Origin of the sequence: Caproiciproducens faecalis, assembly GCF_019448085.1 — a bacterium.
In the GTDB taxonomy this organism is placed as follows: domain Bacteria; phylum Bacillota; class Clostridia; order Oscillospirales; family Acutalibacteraceae; genus Caproiciproducens; species Caproiciproducens faecalis.
In genome coordinates, this window is the sequence record NZ_JAGFNZ010000002.1 from 769,307 (window position 1) to 786,641 (window position 17,335).

General features: G+C 52.6%; 21 protein-coding genes and 1 tRNA gene. 6 read left to right on the plus strand and 16 right to left on the minus strand.

Features of this window, described 5'->3' with window-relative positions; translation table 11 throughout:
* Positions 1-38: 38 nt before the first annotated feature.
* Entirely contained in the window at positions 39-1,154 is a 1,116-nt protein-coding gene (hemW, locus tag J5W02_RS08075) for a radical SAM family heme chaperone HemW (RefSeq protein WP_219965152.1), read from the minus strand.
* The gene (gene lepA / locus J5W02_RS08080; RefSeq protein WP_219965153.1) at positions 1,147-2,955 is read right to left on the minus strand and encodes a translation elongation factor 4; all 1,809 of its coding nucleotides are present in this window, start codon (positions 2,953-2,955) and stop codon (positions 1,147-1,149) included. Before lepA ends, hemW begins: the two co-directional genes overlap by 8 nt.
* Positions 2,956-3,207: 252 nt before the next feature.
* On the opposite strand from lepA, the gene J5W02_RS08085 reads away from it, so the two are divergent.
* On the plus strand, positions 3,208-3,660 hold the full coding sequence (locus tag J5W02_RS08085) for a MarR family winged helix-turn-helix transcriptional regulator (protein ID WP_219965154.1): 453 nt from the start codon (positions 3,208-3,210) through the stop codon (positions 3,658-3,660).
* Positions 3,661-3,731: 71 nt separating this feature from the next.
* Entirely contained in the window at positions 3,732-5,078 is a 1,347-nt protein-coding gene (locus tag J5W02_RS08090; RefSeq protein WP_255575625.1) for an MATE family efflux transporter, read from the plus strand.
* A gap of 75 nt (positions 5,079-5,153) precedes the next feature.
* On the opposite strand, the gene J5W02_RS08095 is transcribed toward J5W02_RS08090, so the two are convergent.
* From J5W02_RS08095 to gpr, 4 genes are read right to left on the minus strand one after another with little or no spacing between them, the layout of a single operon-like run.
* The gene (locus tag J5W02_RS08095) at positions 5,154-5,708 is read right to left on the minus strand and encodes a hypothetical protein (RefSeq protein WP_219965155.1); all 555 of its coding nucleotides are present in this window, start codon (positions 5,706-5,708) and stop codon (positions 5,154-5,156) included.
* Complete coding sequence (locus J5W02_RS08100; RefSeq protein WP_219965156.1) at positions 5,695-5,949, minus strand: hypothetical protein; 255 nt, start codon at positions 5,947-5,949, stop codon at positions 5,695-5,697. The genes J5W02_RS08095 and J5W02_RS08100 overlap by 14 nt, the downstream gene beginning before the upstream one ends.
* A 23-nt stretch (positions 5,950-5,972) precedes the next feature.
* Positions 5,973-7,067, minus strand: a complete 1,095-nt coding sequence (spoIIP, locus tag J5W02_RS08105; protein WP_219965157.1) for a stage II sporulation protein P — start codon at positions 7,065-7,067, stop codon at positions 5,973-5,975.
* Positions 7,068-7,126: 59 nt separating this feature from the next.
* Positions 7,127-7,945, minus strand: coding sequence for a GPR endopeptidase (gene gpr, locus J5W02_RS08110; protein ID WP_219965158.1), 819 nt, complete (start codon positions 7,943-7,945; stop codon positions 7,127-7,129).
* A 100-nt stretch (positions 7,946-8,045) separates the two neighbouring features.
* Here gpr and rpsT point away from each other — a divergent pair, with 100 nt between their 5' ends.
* Positions 8,046-8,309, plus strand: coding sequence for a 30S ribosomal protein S20 (gene rpsT, locus J5W02_RS08115; protein WP_219965159.1), 264 nt, complete (start codon positions 8,046-8,048; stop codon positions 8,307-8,309).
* Between the two features lie 169 nt (positions 8,310-8,478).
* Positions 8,479-8,631, plus strand: coding sequence for a hypothetical protein (locus J5W02_RS08120; RefSeq protein WP_170949943.1), 153 nt, complete (start codon positions 8,479-8,481; stop codon positions 8,629-8,631).
* A 199-nt stretch (positions 8,632-8,830) separates the two neighbouring features.
* On the opposite strand, the gene spoVAE is transcribed toward J5W02_RS08120, so the two are convergent.
* From spoVAE to J5W02_RS08135, 3 genes are all read right to left on the minus strand, one after another.
* Positions 8,831-9,187 (minus strand): stage V sporulation protein AE, encoded by a 357-nt coding sequence (gene spoVAE, locus J5W02_RS08125; RefSeq protein WP_219965304.1) that lies wholly within the window; start codon positions 9,185-9,187, stop codon positions 8,831-8,833.
* A gap of 135 nt (positions 9,188-9,322) precedes the next feature.
* Entirely contained in the window at positions 9,323-11,191 is a 1,869-nt protein-coding gene (asnB, locus tag J5W02_RS08130) for an asparagine synthase (glutamine-hydrolyzing) (RefSeq protein WP_219965160.1), read from the minus strand.
* Positions 11,192-11,196: 5 nt separating this feature from the next.
* Positions 11,197-11,859: a CpXC domain-containing protein gene (locus tag J5W02_RS08135; RefSeq protein ID WP_219965161.1), complete on the minus strand. Its 663-nt coding sequence runs from the start codon at positions 11,857-11,859 to the stop codon at positions 11,197-11,199.
* A gap of 161 nt (positions 11,860-12,020) precedes the next feature.
* Here J5W02_RS08135 and J5W02_RS08140 point away from each other — a divergent pair, with 161 nt between their 5' ends.
* Positions 12,021-12,560, plus strand: coding sequence for a hypothetical protein (locus J5W02_RS08140; protein WP_219965162.1), 540 nt, complete (start codon positions 12,021-12,023; stop codon positions 12,558-12,560).
* Between the two features lie 8 nt (positions 12,561-12,568).
* Complete coding sequence (mnmA, locus tag J5W02_RS08145; RefSeq protein WP_219965163.1) at positions 12,569-13,642, plus strand: tRNA 2-thiouridine(34) synthase MnmA; 1,074 nt, start codon at positions 12,569-12,571, stop codon at positions 13,640-13,642.
* Between the two features lie 34 nt (positions 13,643-13,676).
* On the opposite strand, the gene J5W02_RS08150 is transcribed toward mnmA, so the two are convergent.
* The 7 genes from J5W02_RS08150 to J5W02_RS08180 all read right to left on the minus strand — a co-directional run bounded on the left by J5W02_RS08150 (position 13,677) and on the right by J5W02_RS08180 (position 17,258).
* Positions 13,677-13,931 carry a hypothetical protein gene (locus J5W02_RS08150; RefSeq protein ID WP_219965164.1) on the minus strand — a complete coding sequence of 85 codons (255 nt, stop codon included), beginning with the start codon at positions 13,929-13,931 and terminating at the stop codon, positions 13,677-13,679.
* 187 nt (positions 13,932-14,118) lie between these two features.
* Positions 14,119-14,415, minus strand: a complete 297-nt coding sequence (locus J5W02_RS08155) for a sigma-70 family RNA polymerase sigma factor (protein ID WP_219965165.1) — start codon at positions 14,413-14,415, stop codon at positions 14,119-14,121.
* Entirely contained in the window at positions 14,412-14,615 is a 204-nt protein-coding gene (locus tag J5W02_RS08160) for a hypothetical protein (RefSeq protein WP_219965166.1), read from the minus strand. Before J5W02_RS08160 ends, J5W02_RS08155 begins: the two co-directional genes overlap by 4 nt.
* 442 nt (positions 14,616-15,057) lie before the next feature.
* On the minus strand, positions 15,058-15,513 hold the full coding sequence (locus J5W02_RS08165) for a nucleoside deaminase (protein WP_219965167.1): 456 nt from the start codon (positions 15,511-15,513) through the stop codon (positions 15,058-15,060).
* 1 nt (position 15,514) lies between these two features.
* Positions 15,515-16,537 (minus strand): CPBP family intramembrane glutamic endopeptidase, encoded by a 1,023-nt coding sequence (locus J5W02_RS08170; protein ID WP_219965168.1) that lies wholly within the window; start codon positions 16,535-16,537, stop codon positions 15,515-15,517.
* A 62-nt stretch (positions 16,538-16,599) separates the two neighbouring features.
* Positions 16,600-16,676, minus strand: a tRNA-Arg gene (locus J5W02_RS08175).
* Positions 16,677-16,796: 120 nt separating this feature from the next.
* Positions 16,797-17,258 carry a hypothetical protein gene (locus J5W02_RS08180; protein ID WP_219965169.1) on the minus strand — a complete coding sequence of 154 codons (462 nt, stop codon included), beginning with the start codon at positions 17,256-17,258 and terminating at the stop codon, positions 16,797-16,799.
* Positions 17,259-17,335: the final 77 nt, after the last annotated feature.

The following is a 17,335-nucleotide window of genomic DNA, read 5'->3' on the forward strand; positions in this document are numbered from 1 at the left end:
TCATTGCTCCGTGTCTCTTTTCATATCCGGTCGAATATTCACGTGCTGTACAAAATCTCCGCCGTCAGCGTATTGGAAACCAGAAATCCCTTCGGCGTAAAGTGAAACCCGCTGTCTGTACAGACGGACAAACCGCCTTTTTCATACAGCTTTGCCGCCTGTTTCATCCGCGCGGGAATTCCAAAGCCGAACCGCGCGCGGCAGCCCTCGTCCGTCAGTCCTTCCGCAAGGCGCAGGGCGAGCATGGCATATTCCTCAAACTCGCCGCCGTCGCCATCCGGCACGGGCTGCGCGCCGTCCAGAAACGCGGAAAAGTTCCTTGGATAATAAAACCGTTTCCCCTCCATAAACGAATGCGCCGCCGGACCGATCCCCAGATATTCCTCACAGCTCCAGTATTTCAGGTTGTGGCGGCTTTCAAAGCCCGGTTTCGCGAAATTGGAAATCTCGTATTGAGGAAACCCGCACTTTTCCAGTTCTTCGCAGGCAAACAGATAAAAGTCTCCCGCTTCGTCGTCGTCCGGAACGCACAGCGTTTCCTTCTTTTTTCCGTAAACCGTATCCGGCTCGATTTTCAACAGATAGGCGGAAAGATGTTGAATCCCCGCGTCCGCGCAAAAATCAATGGAGCGCAAAAGGCTCTCCTTTGTCTGCTTTTGTACCGCGAGCATCAGGTCGAGGGAAATGTTGCCAAAGCCCGCGTCCTGCGCATATTGTACTGTTTTTTTCGCCTGTTCGGCAGTATGCCGCCGACCCAAAAGCGCAAGCTCGTCGTCGTTTGCGGACTGCAGACCGATCGAAAGCCGATTTGCTCCCGCCGCGCGAAGCTCGTGTAAAAATTCGCTCAGATTTTCTGTTGGGTTGACCTCCACGGTAATTTCCGCATCTTCCAGTCCAAAGCATTCCTTCGCCCACACAATCAAAGCGCTCAGCCGCTCTGCGCCAAGCAGATTTGGGGTACCGCCGCCGAAGTACAGCGTGTCGGCCCGCCGCGGATATTGCGCGGCGTACGCCTCCAGTGTTTCCAGCATTCGTCGGGTATACCGGTTCATCTGCTCTTCGCTGACGGGCAGGGAATAAAAATCGCAGTACGGGCATTTGCCGTCACAGAACGGGACATGAAGATAAAGGCCGAACGGCTTTTCGTTATTCATCCAGCTTCAGCACACTCATAAACGCCTCCTGCGGCACCTCTACCGTGCCGAGCTGGCGCATGCGCTTCTTGCCTTCCTTCTGTTTTTCCAGCAGTTTCTTTTTCCGCGTAATATCGCCGCCGTAGCACTTCGCCAGAACATCCTTGCGCATTGCCTTGACCGTTTCGCGTGCGATGATTCTGCCGCCCACACAGGCCTGAATCGGTACTTCGAACAACTGGCGCGGAATTTTCTCCGAAAGCTTCTCCGCCATCTTGCGCGCGCGCGGATACGCCTTGTCGGCGTGAATAATAAAGGAAAGCGCGTCCACCACGTCGCCGTTGAGCATGATGTCCAGCTTGACCAGACTGCTCTTTTTATATCCGCTCAGCTCATAATCAAACGAGGCGTACCCGCGGGTGCGGGATTTCAACGCGTCGAAAAAGTCGTAGATGATCTCGTTGAGCGGCAGTTCATAATGGATGTCCACACGGTCGGTATCAATGTATTTCATATCCTTGAAGATGCCGCGCCTGTCCTGACAGAGATCCATAATATTGCCGACATACTCGCTCGGCGTATAGATGTGCGCGTTGGTAATCGGTTCCTCCGCCTGCGCAATCAGCGATGGGTCGGGGTAATTGGTCGGGTTGTCTATATGGATCACTTCCCCGTTTGTTTTCGTGATCTGATAGACCACGCTGGGGGCGGTGGTAATAATGTCGAGGTTATACTCGCGCTCCAGCCGTTCCTGTATGATCTCCATGTGCAGCAGTCCCAAAAAGCCGCAGCGGAAGCCAAAGCCCAACGCAACAGACGTTTCCGGGTCAAACGACAGCGCCGCGTCGTTCAGCTGCAGCTTGTCCAGCGCGTCGCGCAGGTCGGGGTAGCGGGCGCCGTCCGCGGGGTAAATTCCGCAGAAAACCATCGGCTGCACCGAGCGGTAGCCCGGCAGCGGCGTTTTGGCGGGGTTGTCCGCCAAGGTGACGGTGTCGCCCACACGGGCGTCCTTCACCGCTTTGATGGACGCGGCAATATACCCGACCTCTCCGGCGCTCAGTCCGGCGCTCGGCTCCAGGCAGGTTGCGCGGCCGTAGCCGCACTCCACCACCGTAAACTCCGCGCCCGTCGCCATCAGCCGGATGGTGTCGCCCGGATGCACCTGACCATCCTGTAACCGTACATGGATGATAACGCCCTTGTACGCGTCGTAGTAGGAATCAAAGATCAGCGCCTTGAGCGGCGCGGTTTCTTCGCCCTGCGGCGGCGGAACATGCTTTACAATCTGCTCCATCACCTGGTCGATATTGGTTCCCAGCTTTGCGGAAATACACGGCGCGTCGTCCGCCGGAATTCCGATTACATCCTCAATTTCCGCGCGCACCTTTTCCGGCTGCGCGCTGGGCAGGTCGATTTTATTGATGACGGGCACAATTTCCAGCCCGGCGTCCACCGCCAGATAGGTGTTCGCCAGCGTCTGCGCCTCAATTCCCTGAGAAGCGTCCACCACCAGCACCGCGCCCTCACAGGCGGCGAGTGAACGGGAAACCTCGTAGTTAAAGTCCACATGGCCGGGGGTATCGATCAGGTTAAAGACATAGTCCTGCCCGTCCAGCGCGCTGTAAACAAGCGTAACGGCGTGCGCCTTGATGGTGATGCCCCTTTCGCGCTCCAGATCCATGTTGTCCAGCAGCTGGTTTTCCATATCGCGCAGCGCGACGGACTTCGTCTGCTCCAAAATGCGGTCGGCAAGCGTGCTTTTTCCGTGGTCAATGTGCGCGATAATGCTGAAATTTCTTATTCTCTCGCGTGGTATCGACAAATTTATCACCTAATCCTAAAAGATAATATGGTTCCTCAGCAATTTCCGGCGGTAACTGCAATACCGGAGTGCCCCCTTCCAAAAGCAGGGACAGTCACCGGGCCGCCCGTGGTCGGACTGGAAACGCCGGAATGATTACGAATAATATATTATACCATATATCATGAATCATGAACAGTATACACCGTTGCGGAGAATAATTTTACCGATTCCCCGGTTGACAAAGGCGTATAGCTGCTATACAATTGCGTTATGGAAAATAATAAAAATGAATTAATCCTGACGAAAAAACTGCTTGACGTGATTGCCCGCTTCAACGAAAGCGACCGGCTGGTGCGCAATTTTGGCACAGACACCGCACTGCATCTGTCTGAAATTCACCTGATTGAATTTGTAGGCGACCACGAAAACCGCTGCGTGTCGGACATTGCACGCGAAAAAAAGATCACCAAGGGCGCCGTCTCCCAGACACTGATGCGACTGGAGGAAAAAAAATATATCGCCAAGGGAACCGACCCGGAAAACCGCTCCAGAGTGGTTGTGTCCCTGACCGAAAAGGGGTGGACGGCGTACCGCGAGCATCAGAAATACCACAGGCATATTGATTCTCTGGTATCTTCCTGTCTGGACGGAAAAACACCGGAGGAAATCAAGACGATCCTCGATTTTCTGGCGCAGTTGGAACACCTGCTTTCATGCAGGTGATTTTTTCGGCTTAAGTGTATAGTACATATACGCTTGTAAAACACATTCATACTTAGAAAGGACGAATACGGTTGAACAAACGATTACTGTTAATGAAGGAAGGCAGCGTAAAAAAGGCGCTGGCGGTGCTGGGGCTCCCAACGATTATCGGCCTGATGGTAACGGGGCTTTATAATTTTGTAGACAGCTTTTTTGTGGCACAGCTGGGAACCCTTCCCATGAGCGCCATTTCCATTGTCTACCCGCTGGTCACTCTCGTTCCGGGCATCGCCCTCCTGTTCGGCAACGGCGGCGCGGCGTTTATCTCTGAGCTTTTGGGGGCAGGCGAAAAGGAAAAAGCGGATATTGTGCTGTCTTCCACACTTTTTTACTGCTTCCTTGCCAGCGTGGCGTCCCTGGGACTTCTTTTTTTCCTGAATCCCCTTTTGAAATTAATGGGGGCATCCCCTGCCGTTCTGCCGATTGCTTCGGATTACGCTTTTATCATTATCCTGTCTTTCCTGTTTCAGATCCCGTCCATCTGCCTGATGAACCTTGTTCGGGCGGAAGGCGCGGTCATGCTCAGCACCGCATCCCAGCTCGGCGGTTCCATCCTGAACATCATTTTGGACCCCATTTTCATCTGGCCGCTCGGCATGGGGGTCCGGGGCGCGGCCATCGCCACCGGAATTTCCCAGTTCGTCAGCTTTACTATCCTCATTCCCTTCTACCTGTTGAAAAAGAGCTATTTGAATCTTTCCCTGAAAAACATTCGGTTCGAGTGGTGGATCATCAGACCCATCTGGAAAGTGGGCTTTCCCATCTTCACGATCAATCTGTTTCAAAGCCTTTCCATCAGCGCCATGAATGTCGCGGCCGCGGCCTACGGCGACTTTGCCGTTGCGGGAATCGGGATTGTAAACCGGCTGATCGGTATTTCCACCTTTGCCATCACCGGCTTTTCCAGAGGATACCAAACGCTGACCGCGTTCAACTACGGAGCGAAGAACTTCCACAGAATCCGTCTGGCCAATAAAACCGCATATGAATGGGCGGTACTGTTCGGGGTGCTGGTCTCCGCCCTGCAAATCTTTTTCGCCAAAAATCTGGTTGGACTGTTCTCAACTGATTCGCAGGTCGTCGCGGTCGGTATGCAGGCGCTGTTTGCCAACAGCCTGCTGTTTTTCCTGTACGGCTTTGAAGCCATCGCGACCGTATACCTTCTGTGCATCCGCCACGAAACCGCCGGGTTCGTTCTGAGCATCGGCCGGCAGGGCTTGTTTTTTCTGCCGATTCTTTTCGCAGCCAGCCGCTTTTTCGGTCTTACCGGCATCTATTATTCCCAGGCGGCGGCCGACCTTGTCACCACAGCCGCCGCGCTGATTATTCTGCACAAAATCAGACACACGGAGCAAAACACGGTGAGAGCCGCTCTTTAGAACAGCTGAGAAATTGTTAAAGAAAAAACGGCGCGCCGGGGAAGAAATTTCCCGGCGCGCCGTTATCTTATCAACTTAATATTTAATATTTCTGTAATACTTGTCGTTGAGCAGGCGCTTTTTGTGCGGGCGGCTCGGACGGCGGTAACGTTTGCGTCCCCCGCCTCTCGGCGGTCTGCGGTTGCTGAAAACGACAATCAGCACAACCAGAATACCCAGCGCAATCAATACCCACGAAAGGATTCCGATCCAGTTCATTTTCTTGTTTGCGGCGGTATCCACAATCACGGAGCTGAGCGGGTTGTTTTCTTCAATGCTGTCCACGCTGGGAAGAATGATTTCACTGGATTCTTCCTCACTGCTGAAAATCTCACTGGAAACGTCGCTGGACTCTTCGGACGAATCCCCGGAGGAGACCGTTCTTCTGCTGGTCACCGATTTTTTAGAACTGACGGTATCTTTACTGGAAACAGTACTGGAAGCTTTGGATGAAAGCCGGGACGACTGCTGGTCAATAATCTGCTGCACCTGTTCCGGTGTTATCTCAGTTGCCATGGCGGTAACGGAATACAATGAAAACATAAAGATCAATATGAATACCGAAAACCATATTTTTTTATGTTGATTCATGATACGTTTCCTCCACAGCACTCTCTGTCAATGATAATACGAAATTATTATACCATACTTTCGCTACATTGCAAGTTTCCTGCCATGTTTTGCCGGTGAATTGGTAAATAAGGGTTTTATCGTCGCCAAAGCCGATTCTTCGGGAATTGGCGTCGACTTCTGCTATGCCGAAAAGCAGTGCCAGAACGCAAAGCGTACTGAAAAACGACGCAAAGAAAATTCTTCTTTTTTTTCTTTTCATTTTTTACATCTTTTCCTTTCAGCTTATGAAAGGCCGTTCAGAACCTTTACCAGTGCCTTTCCGAACAGCTCCCCGGAGTACACCGCTTCGTCAAGGGTGTTGACTTCTGTGCCGAATTCCACAAGCAGAGAGCCTTTCGTCAGATTTTCATTGTACTTCCTCGCGCAGAAATTCAAGGGGCGCGCCAGCCCGGGGTACAGATCCGCCATCGACTTCTGCAGCCGCGCGGCCAGCCGGAAATTGTATTCCCAGTTGGGAAACCCCAGCGTTCCGTCGTCGTCGCAGCCGGAGATAATCATGACCTGCGCGGCTTTTCTGCCATTGATGGTGGCGGTCGGCTTAATTCTTGTTCCGTCGGAGGTCCCCATTGCGTCGCGGTGGATGTCGAGCGTCACCTGGATGCCCGGGTATTTTTTCAGGTTATTTTGCATCGTCACCTTCGAACGGTCGTAGGAACCGTTGTAGCTGGGGTAGTCATGCAGGGTGGTGTCGTGCACCACGTTGATTCCGGCTGCTTTCAGCTGGGCGGCAATCTGGTCGCCCACGGCGACGACGCTCCTTGATTTGTCCTGACTACGCGTATCGCCCAAAAAAGCCTCTGTGGTGTGGGTGTGGTAAATCAGCACCTGCGGGGTGGAGTTCTTTACAATTTTCACCGCGGGCTGTTTTTGCAGCTCCGCCGCCACATCGACCGTATGATTTTTATTGGTGTTTTTGACCCATATATTATTGTATTGGGAACCGGTATTGGCAATGCTCATTTCCTTTACGCCCGCCGGGAGAGAAACGGGCGACGAGGGCCCGCTTGACACCGTGCCTGAGGCAGCCTGAGAGCTTGCCTGTGAGGAAACGCCGGTGCTTTGCGAAGAAACCGGAGCGGAATCCGCACCCGACATGTCCGGCTGCCCGCTGTCGGAGGATGCGTTATCCTCCTCATCCTCTTCCAGATAATCCTCTTTCATGGCGTCGGTGACACCGGCGGGCATAATAAAGCCCGCGGCGGCAAATGCCGCGTCCTTCGCCTGCAGCACGGGCAGGCGCCCGAGTACGCTGGCAATTGCTGCAACCATCAGCGCAGCCGAGCAGATTCCCAATCCCTTTTGCGTCCAGTTTTTCATATCCTGCCCCCATAGAATGATATTCATTCTTATGCAGGCGGGACAAATTTCATGATGCCTTAGGTCAATTCTTCAAAATCCTGAACGCTGAGCGACGGATTCAGAGCCGTATTGATCCCCATACTCAGCAGCCGCGCACCCCGGGAGATAATCAGATCAATTTCCCGCGGGGTCACCATCATCTGTGCTCCGCGCGGCGCAATCTTTTCATCCGCGCCGTCCGTATCGCCGTCCAGCAAGTCGGCCGCAAGCGTGGCGGCATCCACCACGGTGGGAATTCCCATGCTGACCACCGGCACGCCCAGCGTGCTTTTGTCAATGCGCGGTCTTGCGTTCCCCACCCCTGCTCCGGGGGAAATCCCCGCGGAGCAAAGCTGCACCGTGCAGCCCAGCCGGGAGGGACTGCGCGCGGCGAGCGCATCAATCGCAATCACGGCGTCCGGGTTCAGTTCCTTGACCAGCGCCTGCAGAAGCTCTACGGCTTCAATTCCCGTACAGCCCAGCACGCCGGGGCTGACCACGGAAACGGGCCGCAGTTTGTCCAGCCCCGTCACTCTGGCCAGTTCGCCCTTAATATGCCTTGTCGCCAGAATTTTTTCGGCGGCGAGCGGTCCCAGCGCGTCCGGCGTGATTGCGCGGTTCCCCAGCCCCGCCACCAAAACGCTTCCTTTTTCCGGCAGCAGCGCGGTTAACTCCTGCGCGGTCAGGGTCAGCAGACTGTTGTCGCTGTCAAGATGGTCGGAAATCGACTGAACCTCCAGCGTAACATAAGTGTTGCCCTCCTCGTCAATCCGCGTAACCGTACAGTCCTTTTCTTTCCGTATAACGTGTCGGCTGGGTTCCGTATTTTCCAGCGCCAGATCGGTACGGAATACCATAAATCAATCAGCCCTTTCCTATTTTTATTTTAATACTTGCTTTTTTTGTCCATCAATGGTATTATTATTGATATGTGACAATGCCAAAGGAGGTGGAATCATGCCTAACATTAAATCAGCAAAGAAACGCGTAAAGGTTATTGCTACAAAAACACTCATCAACAAGTCCTTCAATTCCGGACTGAAAACTGATATAAAGAAAGCAAACCTTGCCGTAGAATCCAACGATGCCAACAAAGCGGATGCCGTTAAGGTTGCAATCAAGAAGATTGACCAGGCTGCTGCAAAGGGAATCCTGCACAAGAATACGGCCGCCAGAAAAAAATCAGCTCTTGCACGCAAACTGAACGTGGCAAATGCATAACCCTGAATACGCGGTTAAAAGCAAAAGCAGAGCCTTGTGCCCTGCTTTTTTATTATACACCGGCGCACAGGGTGTGAAATTTCATAAACTTGCCGCTTCGATTGACTTTTTGAAAAGAATTGGTTATTATATAAGCAGGATCTAATCATGAAAAACGGAGGTGCTCGTTTTGAAAAAATGTAATACTTTATCCATATTGATTACCGTTATTTCCGCGATGACTGCTGTTGCCGCGGCTGTTGTCGCTGTCGTCCTGTTCTTTGAAAAGAAGAAAAAGGATGAAGAGGAGCTTGAGCACTACCTGGATTGTTCCATTCAGTAAGGGACTTCCTCCGGTGCCATAACATGATACGGGCAGGTATGAAAACCTGCCCGTTTTTTATGCTCTTTGCTTCCTCATATATTTTTTAAGATACGTGCGGTAGTACAGCTTCCAGAGCTCCCACAGAATCATGCCGATGATCTGGCCGTTGATAATCCTGAAAATTCGGTAGATGATTTTCAGAACAAAAAAGGCTTTGCTAGCTCTTATCTCCGGACTTTGAAAACAGAGCGGCAACATATCCAAAGAACACTGCTGCCGCAATACCCGCGGCACTTGCCGCAACGCCGCCGGAAAACACGCCCAGCAAACCGTGCTCCCTGACCGCTTCAAGCGTCCCTTTCGCCATCAGATACCCAAAACCGGTCAGCGGCACCGTAGCACCGGCGCCCGCAAAATTCACAATCGGCTCGTAAAGCCCCAGCCCCGTCAGCAGCACGCCCAGCGTGACAAACAGAACCAGGATTCTTGCCGGCGTCAGCTTTGTAAAATCAATCAGCACCTGACCGATTGCACAAATGGTGCCGCCAATCAAAAACGCCCATAGATAATCCACGTTTTTCACCTCGCTGGTAGTTTCGCCGGATGAGCGCGGCGATATACATTCCAAAGAATTAAATCAGCAAAAAAACACCGCCGGAAAGCGTTTCCGGCGGTGTTTTGGCTGTTTTTTTTCCGTTATGAGGCGCTCTCAGTGAATCACGGGCAGGTCGCCCGGTTCATGGGAACCGCCGTTAAAATAAATGTCGTACCAGATAAGAAAAACAAAAATCGTCCAGATCTTGCGGTTGTTGTCCCGTTTCCCGTTGTAGTGGTCGTTCAGAAATTTCATCAGCTCATCGGTGTTGAAAAACTGTTTTGCGATGGTACCCGTAAAAGCGTCTTTCACAACGTTGTAGTATTTTTCATCCCTGAGCCATACGCGCGTCGGCACCGGGAAGCCCAGCTTCTTTTTCTGTGCGGTTGCGTCCGGAAGATGCTTCATGGCGGCCTGACGCATCGCGTATTTGGTATTTTCCTTATTTACCCTCAGCTTTCTGGGGATGCGGGAAGCAACCTTGAACACTTCTTTGTCGAGGAACGGCACGCGCAGCTCCAGCGAATTCGCCATGCTCATGCGGTCGGCCTTCAAAAGGATATCCCCGACCAGCCAGACATTGATGTCCAGATACTGCATCTTGGTCACATCGTCCTTGCCCTTGACACGGTCGTAGTACGGCTTCGTCAGTTCCTGCGGGCGGGTCACCGGAACATCGCTCTTGAGCATACGGCGCTTTTCGTCCATGGTGAACATGCTGCAGTTTCCGATAAAGGTTTCTTCAATCGGCAGCGCGCCGCGCATCAGGAAGTTTTTCCCCTTAAATGAGAACGGAAGCACTTTCGCAATCGCCGCCAGCGCTTTGCGCAGGCCGAGCGGCAGCTTTTTGTAGCTTTCAAAATCATCCGGAGTATGGTAAATATTGTATCCGCCGAACAGCTCGTCCGCGCCCTCGCCGGAAAGAACCACCTTGACATATTCGCTTGCCATTTTGGATACAAAATAAAGGGCGATACACGAAGCGTCCGCCAGCGGCTGGTCCATATGGTACTGCACCTTGCGGATATTTCCCCAGTATTCGTCGGCGGAAATCACCTTATAATGATGCTCCACGCCGATCTTTTCGGAAAGGTTCTTCGCCCAGTCGATTTCGTTGTATTTTTCCCCGTAGTCAAAGCCGACCGTAAAGGTCTTTTGTCCGGCAAAATAGGTGGAAACATAACTGGAATCCACACCGCTGGACAAAAAGCAGCCGACCTCCACGTCGCTGATCTTGTGTGCGCTGACAGAGTCCTCAAAGACCTTTTCGATTTCCTCAACCGCCTGCTCCTGGGTCATCCCGGCGTCCTCGTGAAACTCCGGCTCCCAATAACGGTGGGTTTCCACCTTGCCGTCCTTGTACCACAGATAATGGGCGGGCATCAGGCAGTAAACATTTTCAAAGAAGGTCTCCGGCGGTACGGAGTACTCAAAGGAAATATAGTTGTTGAGCGCGTTTTTATTGAATTTCTTTTCAAATCCGGGAAATTCCAGGATGCTCTTGATTTCGGAGCCATAGACAAAGTGGCTGCCGACCTGCGTGTAGTGCATCGGCTTGATTCCGAAATAGTCGCGCGCAATAAACACGCTTTTGTCAATCGTGTCATAAATTGCAAACGCAAACATGCCGCGCAGTTTGGTCAAAAGGTCTTCGTGCCATTCTTCAAAGCCGTGAACCAGCACTTCGGAGTCGGTCTGTGTATAAAAACGGTGTCCTTTTTCAATCAAAATATTTCTGAGTTCTCTGTAATTGTAGATTTCACCGTTAAATGTAAGTACAAGAGTCTTGTTTTCGTTGTAAATCGGCTGATCGCCGGTGGAAGCAACATCAATGATGCTCAGTCGCCTGAAGCCCATAGAGATATCGGGATCGGCATAAATACCGCTGGAATCCGGCCCCCTGTGAGTAATCTTGTCCGTCATGCTTTTAATCACTGCGTCACGGTCAATTACTTCACCGGTAAATCCGCACAGTCCGCACATCCGTATTAGTCCTCCCCGCCGCGGTACACCCGCAAAATATTTTCAGCTGCGGCGGAATCCACCGCCACAAAATCGTCGTCCTGTAAAACCGCTCCCACGCTTTCCACAATTTCAAGCGATTTTCGGTAAACATCCATCCGCGTTCCCTGCGGAACAGGCTCGTCCTCTCCCTGCAGAAAAAAGGAAAATTCAATCCGGTTTTCTTCTTCATCCGCGCAGCAAAAATATCCCGCGGACGTCTTCCGGTCATGTTTTTTACCCGCCACGTCGGTAAGCGCAAGCTTGACCAGCTCCACAGCAAAATCGTTCAGCCCGGTTTCAAAAATCAGAACCTTTTCCTTCAGTCCCGCCAGCGAGGTCACCACCCGTTTTGCCATCCCGTTGAACTGCGGAAACGCTTCGCTCACATTGACCGGCTGCAGCTGGCAGCAGCCGCTGTTCGGCACCACATATACCATAAACTGTTTTTCTTTATCATGATAAAGGCAAGGATAAACAAGCTGCGCTTCGTAGCCGCACTCCGGACATTTCCAGTCAAACAGTGTTTCGTCCAGTACGCGCTGTCGCAAATCCGGATTTTCCCCCGGGTTGATTTCGGGGCTCATCCTTGTTTTTACCACGGCGCCGCAGTGGGGGCAGCTTACGTCCCTGTTTCCAACCGATGGCATTTTTATTTCCTCCTTAGCCTTTGCGTATTTGTTCATTATATCACAACAAATTTAAAAAAGGAATAGAATTAAATAATCCTGTTATTTTTCAAACTTTTGAGTTATAATAATAGCATTCAAATTCCATCATGAAACACCGCAAATGCGGCAGGAGGTACGCTATGAATTTTTTTGAAACGGTATCCGGCAGGGTAACAAAAGCAGTCGACTATGTTGTTGAGAAAAACCGCAAAGCCGCGCTGATAAATCGCATCAGAATCGTGATTAAAAACGAGAGGGAAAACGAAGCGCGCGCCTACGTTGCATTGGGTAAATATTATTTTCAGAATCTGCGCGACGCACAGAACGAGGAAACCGAGTCCCTGTGCAGCGCGGTAGAAGCCGCCGACAAACGCATCAAAAAGGCGTTTGACAAGCTTGACGAGCTCACCGCCGAAGAGGGGTTCGAGGACGACACCTGCTCCGACTGCACAGATGACTGCGACTACTGCCCGTGCGGCTGCTCCGAGGAGCCCGCTCCGAAAAGCACCGACGTTCCCGCCCCCGAGCCGGAGGACGAAATCGCGCCCGTCGATTTTCCGCTCCACTTTCCAATCGTTGACAAGGCAAACGACCGGGATTATGCGTCCGAAGAAGCGGCTGATGAAGCAGCCGAGGAAGCGGCGGACGACGAAGAAGACACCCAGCCCGAACTGGACTGAGCGGACATATGAAGAAAAAAGTGATGCTCGGCATGAGCGGCGGCGTGGATAGTTCCGTTGCCGCGCTTTTGCTTCTCAGGGAAGGATACGACGTTACCGGCGTCACCATGCGGCTGCGCCCGGACGAATATATGTGCCAGAGCGCGGCGGGCGGATGCTGCTCTCTGGACGATATTGACGACGCGCGCAGGGTCGCCTACAAGCTCGGAATCGAGCACCTTGTCCTCAATTTTACAGAAGTGTTTGAACGGGACGTTATCGACTATTTCGCGGCGCAGTACGCGGCGGGGCTGACGCCCAACCCGTGTATTGCCTGCAACCGGCACGTTAAATTCAATGCCATGCTCCGCCGCGCGAAGGAGCTGGAGTTCGACTATATTGCCACCGGCCACTATGCCGTCATTCAGCAAAGCCCCGCCGGGCGCTGGCTTTTGAAAAAGGCGCCCGCCAGCAAGGATCAGAGCTATGTGCTGTACTCTTTCACGCAGGATCAGCTCAGCCGTACCCTGATGCCGCTGGGAAAATACACCAAACCCGAAGCCCGCGCCATGGCGGAGGAAGCCGGGCTGCCCGTCGCGCACAAGCCGGACAGTCAGGAGATCTGCTTTGTGGAAAACAACGATTACGCCGGATTTATTGAACGCTACACCGGCGAAACCGCCCCGGCGGGTGAATTTGTTGACCAGAACGGCAACGTCATCGGCCGCCACCGCGGCATCACCCACTACACGGTGGGGCAGCGTAAGGGACTGGGCGCCGCTTTTGGCAAGCCGATGTATGTAACAAAAATAGATACGGTACATAACCGGATTATACTGGGCGAAGAGGGCAGCCAGTACGCGTCTTCCCTCATTGCGGCCGACCTGAACTTCATCCCGTTTGACACACTGGAAAACGAGATGGATATCACCGCGAAGGTTCGTTACCAGGCAAAACCCGCGAAAGCAAAGCTTGTGCCCCTGGGAGCCGGAAAAGTCCGTGTGGATTTTGAAGAAGCGCAGCGCGCGGTCACACCGGGACAGGCTGTCGTCTTTTACGACGGCGACCTTGTAGTCGGCGGCGGCACGATACAGGCGGAATAAAATCGGGGGCGGAGCCAAAAACGGCTCCGCCCCTTTAATGTCTGCTTTCAAGAAAATACAGAATCATGAGTCCGACACAAAAAATTCCGAAGACGACAAAAATGCCCTTTAAGCGTTTCTCTGTGGGATGATTCTTGTAGCTATAGGAGCACAGCAAGGCAAAGACAAGGATCGAACATACCCAGTTCTGCCATTCGCCGCGCGTGAATCCCGCAGAATAAAGCACTGCCGCAAAAGCGCCCCACAGAACGATCTGAATTGACCGGACGTGGCTGCCATCTTTGTTCATTTTACCGTCTCCCTTCTCAGCCCAAAATCCGGTCACTGATTGAACCCGTACCCGCAGTACGGGCATTTCGGGTAATCAATGATAATATTTCTTAATAAGCATATCACAAATATCTCCACCGTTCAATTATATTGTGATATTACAATCATAAAAGGGGCGGACAGGCACAGCCTGTCCGCCCCTTTCCTCAATTCAGCCGGGAAAAAGAATACCCCATCACCCGGCGCAGCCGTTCGCGCGCCTTTTTCAGGTGCTTTGACACGGTCGGCGGGGTCACGCCGATAATCTCCGCGACCTCCTGTACGCTTTTCTGCTCGAAATATCGCAGCTGCAGACAATCCCGCTGCCGCTCGGTCAGCTCCCCCTCCATCGCGCGCCTGAGTGTCCCGCGTATCCGAAGGTGCTCTCCCCCGTCGTCCTCACCCTTGTTAATATACAGCCGATCCCCAAACAAATCAAGGCTCAGATTGCTTTTCCTTCTCACCGTTTCGCCCCGATTCCCACTAAATACCTGCCAGTGTGCAGGCAGTCAAGATACATGTCGTTCAGCAGGGCAATCCTGCGATACAGCCCAGCGGCCTCTTGATTGCCAGCCTGCCGTGCCTGTCTGCGCAGGGGTGTCAGCCGTTCCTTTATCCTGTTTGCCTCATTCAAATATTCCGTGCCCCATTCGTTATAGTCCATATTGCTCCTTTCCTTCCCCGAAGCGGACCGCAAGCATCCGAATTCGTGTTCTATAATTCCATACTATCCAAAAAGGAGCATATTTTCAAGACTTTTTAGAACAAATGTTCTTATTCTCTGTTTGGCAGGGACAAACTTGGTACAGCGAAACAGCTTGTTTCTTTTTTCGGGGCATGATACAATGAATAAAAAGTTCCAATTGGAAACAATATTCTTTTTCCAGAAATACAGCTTCGGCGGACCGGGCGACAAGATAAGCGGAAAGCGGGAATGCAAATGAAAGGGATCGGTCCTTTATCAATTATCATAGGCTGCTGGATTTTACTGAATACATTTGGGCGCTGGCAGCAGAAGAAACACCAATTTTCCAACAGTTTACGGGAACACCGTGATTTCTTCCGGACTCCGCGAAAAAAATAGGAGGAAGCAAAATGCTTCCTCCTTATCTTTTACCCCTCAGCTTTTTAAAGAAATCCGTCAGCAGCAGCGCGCATTCGTCGGAAAGGACGCCGCCCAGCAGCTCCGGACTGTGGTTGTACGGCAGTTCAAACAGGTTGATAACGGAACCGCAGGAACCGGCTTTCGCGTCCTTCGCTCCGTAAACGACCCTCGGAATCCTTGCGTTGATGATCGCCCCCGCGCACATGGGGCAGGGCTCCAGCGTGACATACAGCTCGCACTGCCACAGCCGCCAACCGCCCAGCAGACGGCATGCCCCGTCAATTGCCTCCAGCTCCGCGTGGCAGAGCGCGTTTTTGCCGTTTTCGCGCCGGTTCCGGCCCGTGGCAATCACTTCATCGCCCTTCACAATCACCGCCCCGACCGGCACCTCGCCTTCCTGCGCCGCTTCCCGCGCAAAAGCCAGCGCCAGCCGCATAAACCGTTCGTCTCTGTCCATATCAGTACTGCGTCAGATACCGGAACGAGGACAGCACCGCAAACAGCAGCACCGCCACGCCGCCCGGATTAAGAAACAGCGCGTTCAGCTTTGCGGAAAGACGGAAATACGGATTTACCGTTTCGCCGCGGAAAAACTTTTTGTCCGTGATTGCCAGGTAAACCAGCGAAACCGCGCCCAGCACCAGAAACACGACGACGATCGAATTGTTTACATAATTCTCCATCTGATCGCCGCCAAAACGTTGGGACATCTCCACCACAAAGGAAATTCCGTTGTTGAAAAAGTGAATCATAATCGACGGCCACAGGGAATTTGTGCGCACGACGACCAGCGCCATGACCAGACCGGCCAAAAAGGCAAAAACCATCTGCACAAAATTTCCGTGATACAGACCAAACAGAATTGCGGAACCCACCACCGCGAAACCGTCACCGTATTTTCTAAGGCTGTGGAGTACCACGCCGCGGAAAAACAGTTCCTCCACCAGCGGCGGGATCACCGCAATCGTAAGAAAATACAGGGTCAAAACCGGAAAGTCCCCCGTCAGCGGCATCTCCGGCAGCTCACCGGAAAAACCGAACCACTTTTCCATTTCCGCCACCGCGTTGGCCGGAATATTCGCCAGCATACAGACGGCTGTTCCGAAAAAGGCGCACGCGCAGATTTTCAAAAACCCGGCCTTTTCAAAGGGAAGCGCATCGTTCAGGCTAATATGCCTCGCAGCAAAAAAAACCAAAGCGGGCGCGGCCAGCCCGACCAGATAGCCCGCTCCGTTGGCCAGATAATAGAGCACCGGTGTAAAGCCCGAAAAGCCGCTGTTGGAATAATCCCCCGTATAGCCCACCGCTTTCAGATAAGCCACGCAGATATACAGAAACCCGGTCATCAGGAACATAGCAAGGAGCAGTGTCCAGCAGACCGCGTTTGAAGTTTTTCTCAGTTCCCGTTTCCTGTTCTGTGCTTCCACAAAGGGATGCACAGGATAGTAGGGGCCGTACCGGGTATCAGGCGATTCGTTCATGGTTCTCTCCTTTTATAAAAAAACACTCTTTCCCGTAAACAGGAAAGAGCATCTCCTTTTTTTGGCGTCCCCGGCGCGATTCGAACGCGCGGCCTTTCGCTTAGGAGGCGAACGCTCTATCCTGCTGAGCTACGGAGACAAATAAAGCTGTAAGGCAGCTCCCTGGGGCCCGCCGAGCAGCGGTTACCAACGGTCTTTCCCCTTCAGCGGAAAACACATACAACTTTTATATTATAGGATAAAGCGGCTCCTTTGTCAATTACCCCTTTTTCGTGGGTTCTTCGCCGTCCCCGCCCTGCGCCGCCTGGAAAAATCCCAAAATCAGCAGCATCATGGAGGTCAGGGAAATTAGAATAATGATATACGGCAGCCAGGTCATGGTAGTGTAATCCACCATTTTCCTTTTCGCGGCGCTGTAAAAGCAAGCCGACGCCGTGGCGTACAGGGAACACAGCACGATGGCAGCGCCGAAGTTTTTTCTCTCTTTCAGAATCAGCGTACAAAGAATAATCGCGGCCGGGAACACACACGCCATCACCATATAAAACAGCGCGTCGTCGGAAAAGCCCATGCCCGCGTAACGGTTAATCATCTGGAACACGCTCAGCGAAGTGTCGCCGGCGCCGGTATCCCCCACAATGGTTCCCGCCGGCAGGAACAGCGCCCCAATCAAAAAAAGCTGCAGCAGGGTCACCGTGGATTTGATCTGCCCCTTATTCAAGCGTACCCGCCTCCTTCCGGTATTGGTAAATCTTCTTTAAAGATAATTCCCCATGCCCGTAAGAGCATGGGGAATTT

Coding starts and splice junctions, on each gene's coding strand:
- J5W02_RS08095 (WP_219965155.1), bottom strand. CDS start 5,708: ATGAATCAACATAAAAAAATATGGTTTTCGGTATTCATATTGATCTTT.
- J5W02_RS08085 (WP_219965154.1), top strand. CDS start 3,208: ATGGAAAATAATAAAAATGAATTAATCCTGACGAAAAAACTGCTTGAC.
- J5W02_RS08160 (WP_219965166.1), bottom strand. CDS start 14,615: ATGGACTATAACGAATGGGGCACGGAATATTTGAATGAGGCAAACAGG.
- hemW (WP_219965152.1), bottom strand. CDS start 1,154: ATGAATAACGAAAAGCCGTTCGGCCTTTATCTTCATGTCCCGTTCTGT.
- J5W02_RS08170 (WP_219965168.1), bottom strand. CDS start 16,537: ATGAACGAATCGCCTGATACCCGGTACGGCCCCTACTATCCTGTGCAT.
- rpsT (WP_219965159.1), top strand. CDS start 8,046: ATGCCTAACATTAAATCAGCAAAGAAACGCGTAAAGGTTATTGCTACA.
- J5W02_RS08135 (WP_219965161.1), bottom strand. CDS start 11,859: ATGCCATCGGTTGGAAACAGGGACGTAAGCTGCCCCCACTGCGGCGCC.
- J5W02_RS08150 (WP_219965164.1), bottom strand. CDS start 13,931: ATGAACAAAGATGGCAGCCACGTCCGGTCAATTCAGATCGTTCTGTGG.
- mnmA (WP_219965163.1), top strand. CDS start 12,569: ATGAAGAAAAAAGTGATGCTCGGCATGAGCGGCGGCGTGGATAGTTCC.
- asnB (WP_219965160.1), bottom strand. CDS start 11,191: ATGTGCGGACTGTGCGGATTTACCGGTGAAGTAATTGACCGTGACGCA.
- J5W02_RS08165 (WP_219965167.1), bottom strand. CDS start 15,513: ATGGACAGAGACGAACGGTTTATGCGGCTGGCGCTGGCTTTTGCGCGG.
- gpr (WP_219965158.1), bottom strand. CDS start 7,945: ATGGTATTCCGTACCGATCTGGCGCTGGAAAATACGGAACCCAGCCGA.
- J5W02_RS08100 (WP_219965156.1), bottom strand. CDS start 5,949: ATGAAAAGAAAAAAAAGAAGAATTTTCTTTGCGTCGTTTTTCAGTACG.
- J5W02_RS08140 (WP_219965162.1), top strand. CDS start 12,021: ATGAATTTTTTTGAAACGGTATCCGGCAGGGTAACAAAAGCAGTCGAC.
- spoIIP (WP_219965157.1), bottom strand. CDS start 7,067: ATGAAAAACTGGACGCAAAAGGGATTGGGAATCTGCTCGGCTGCGCTG.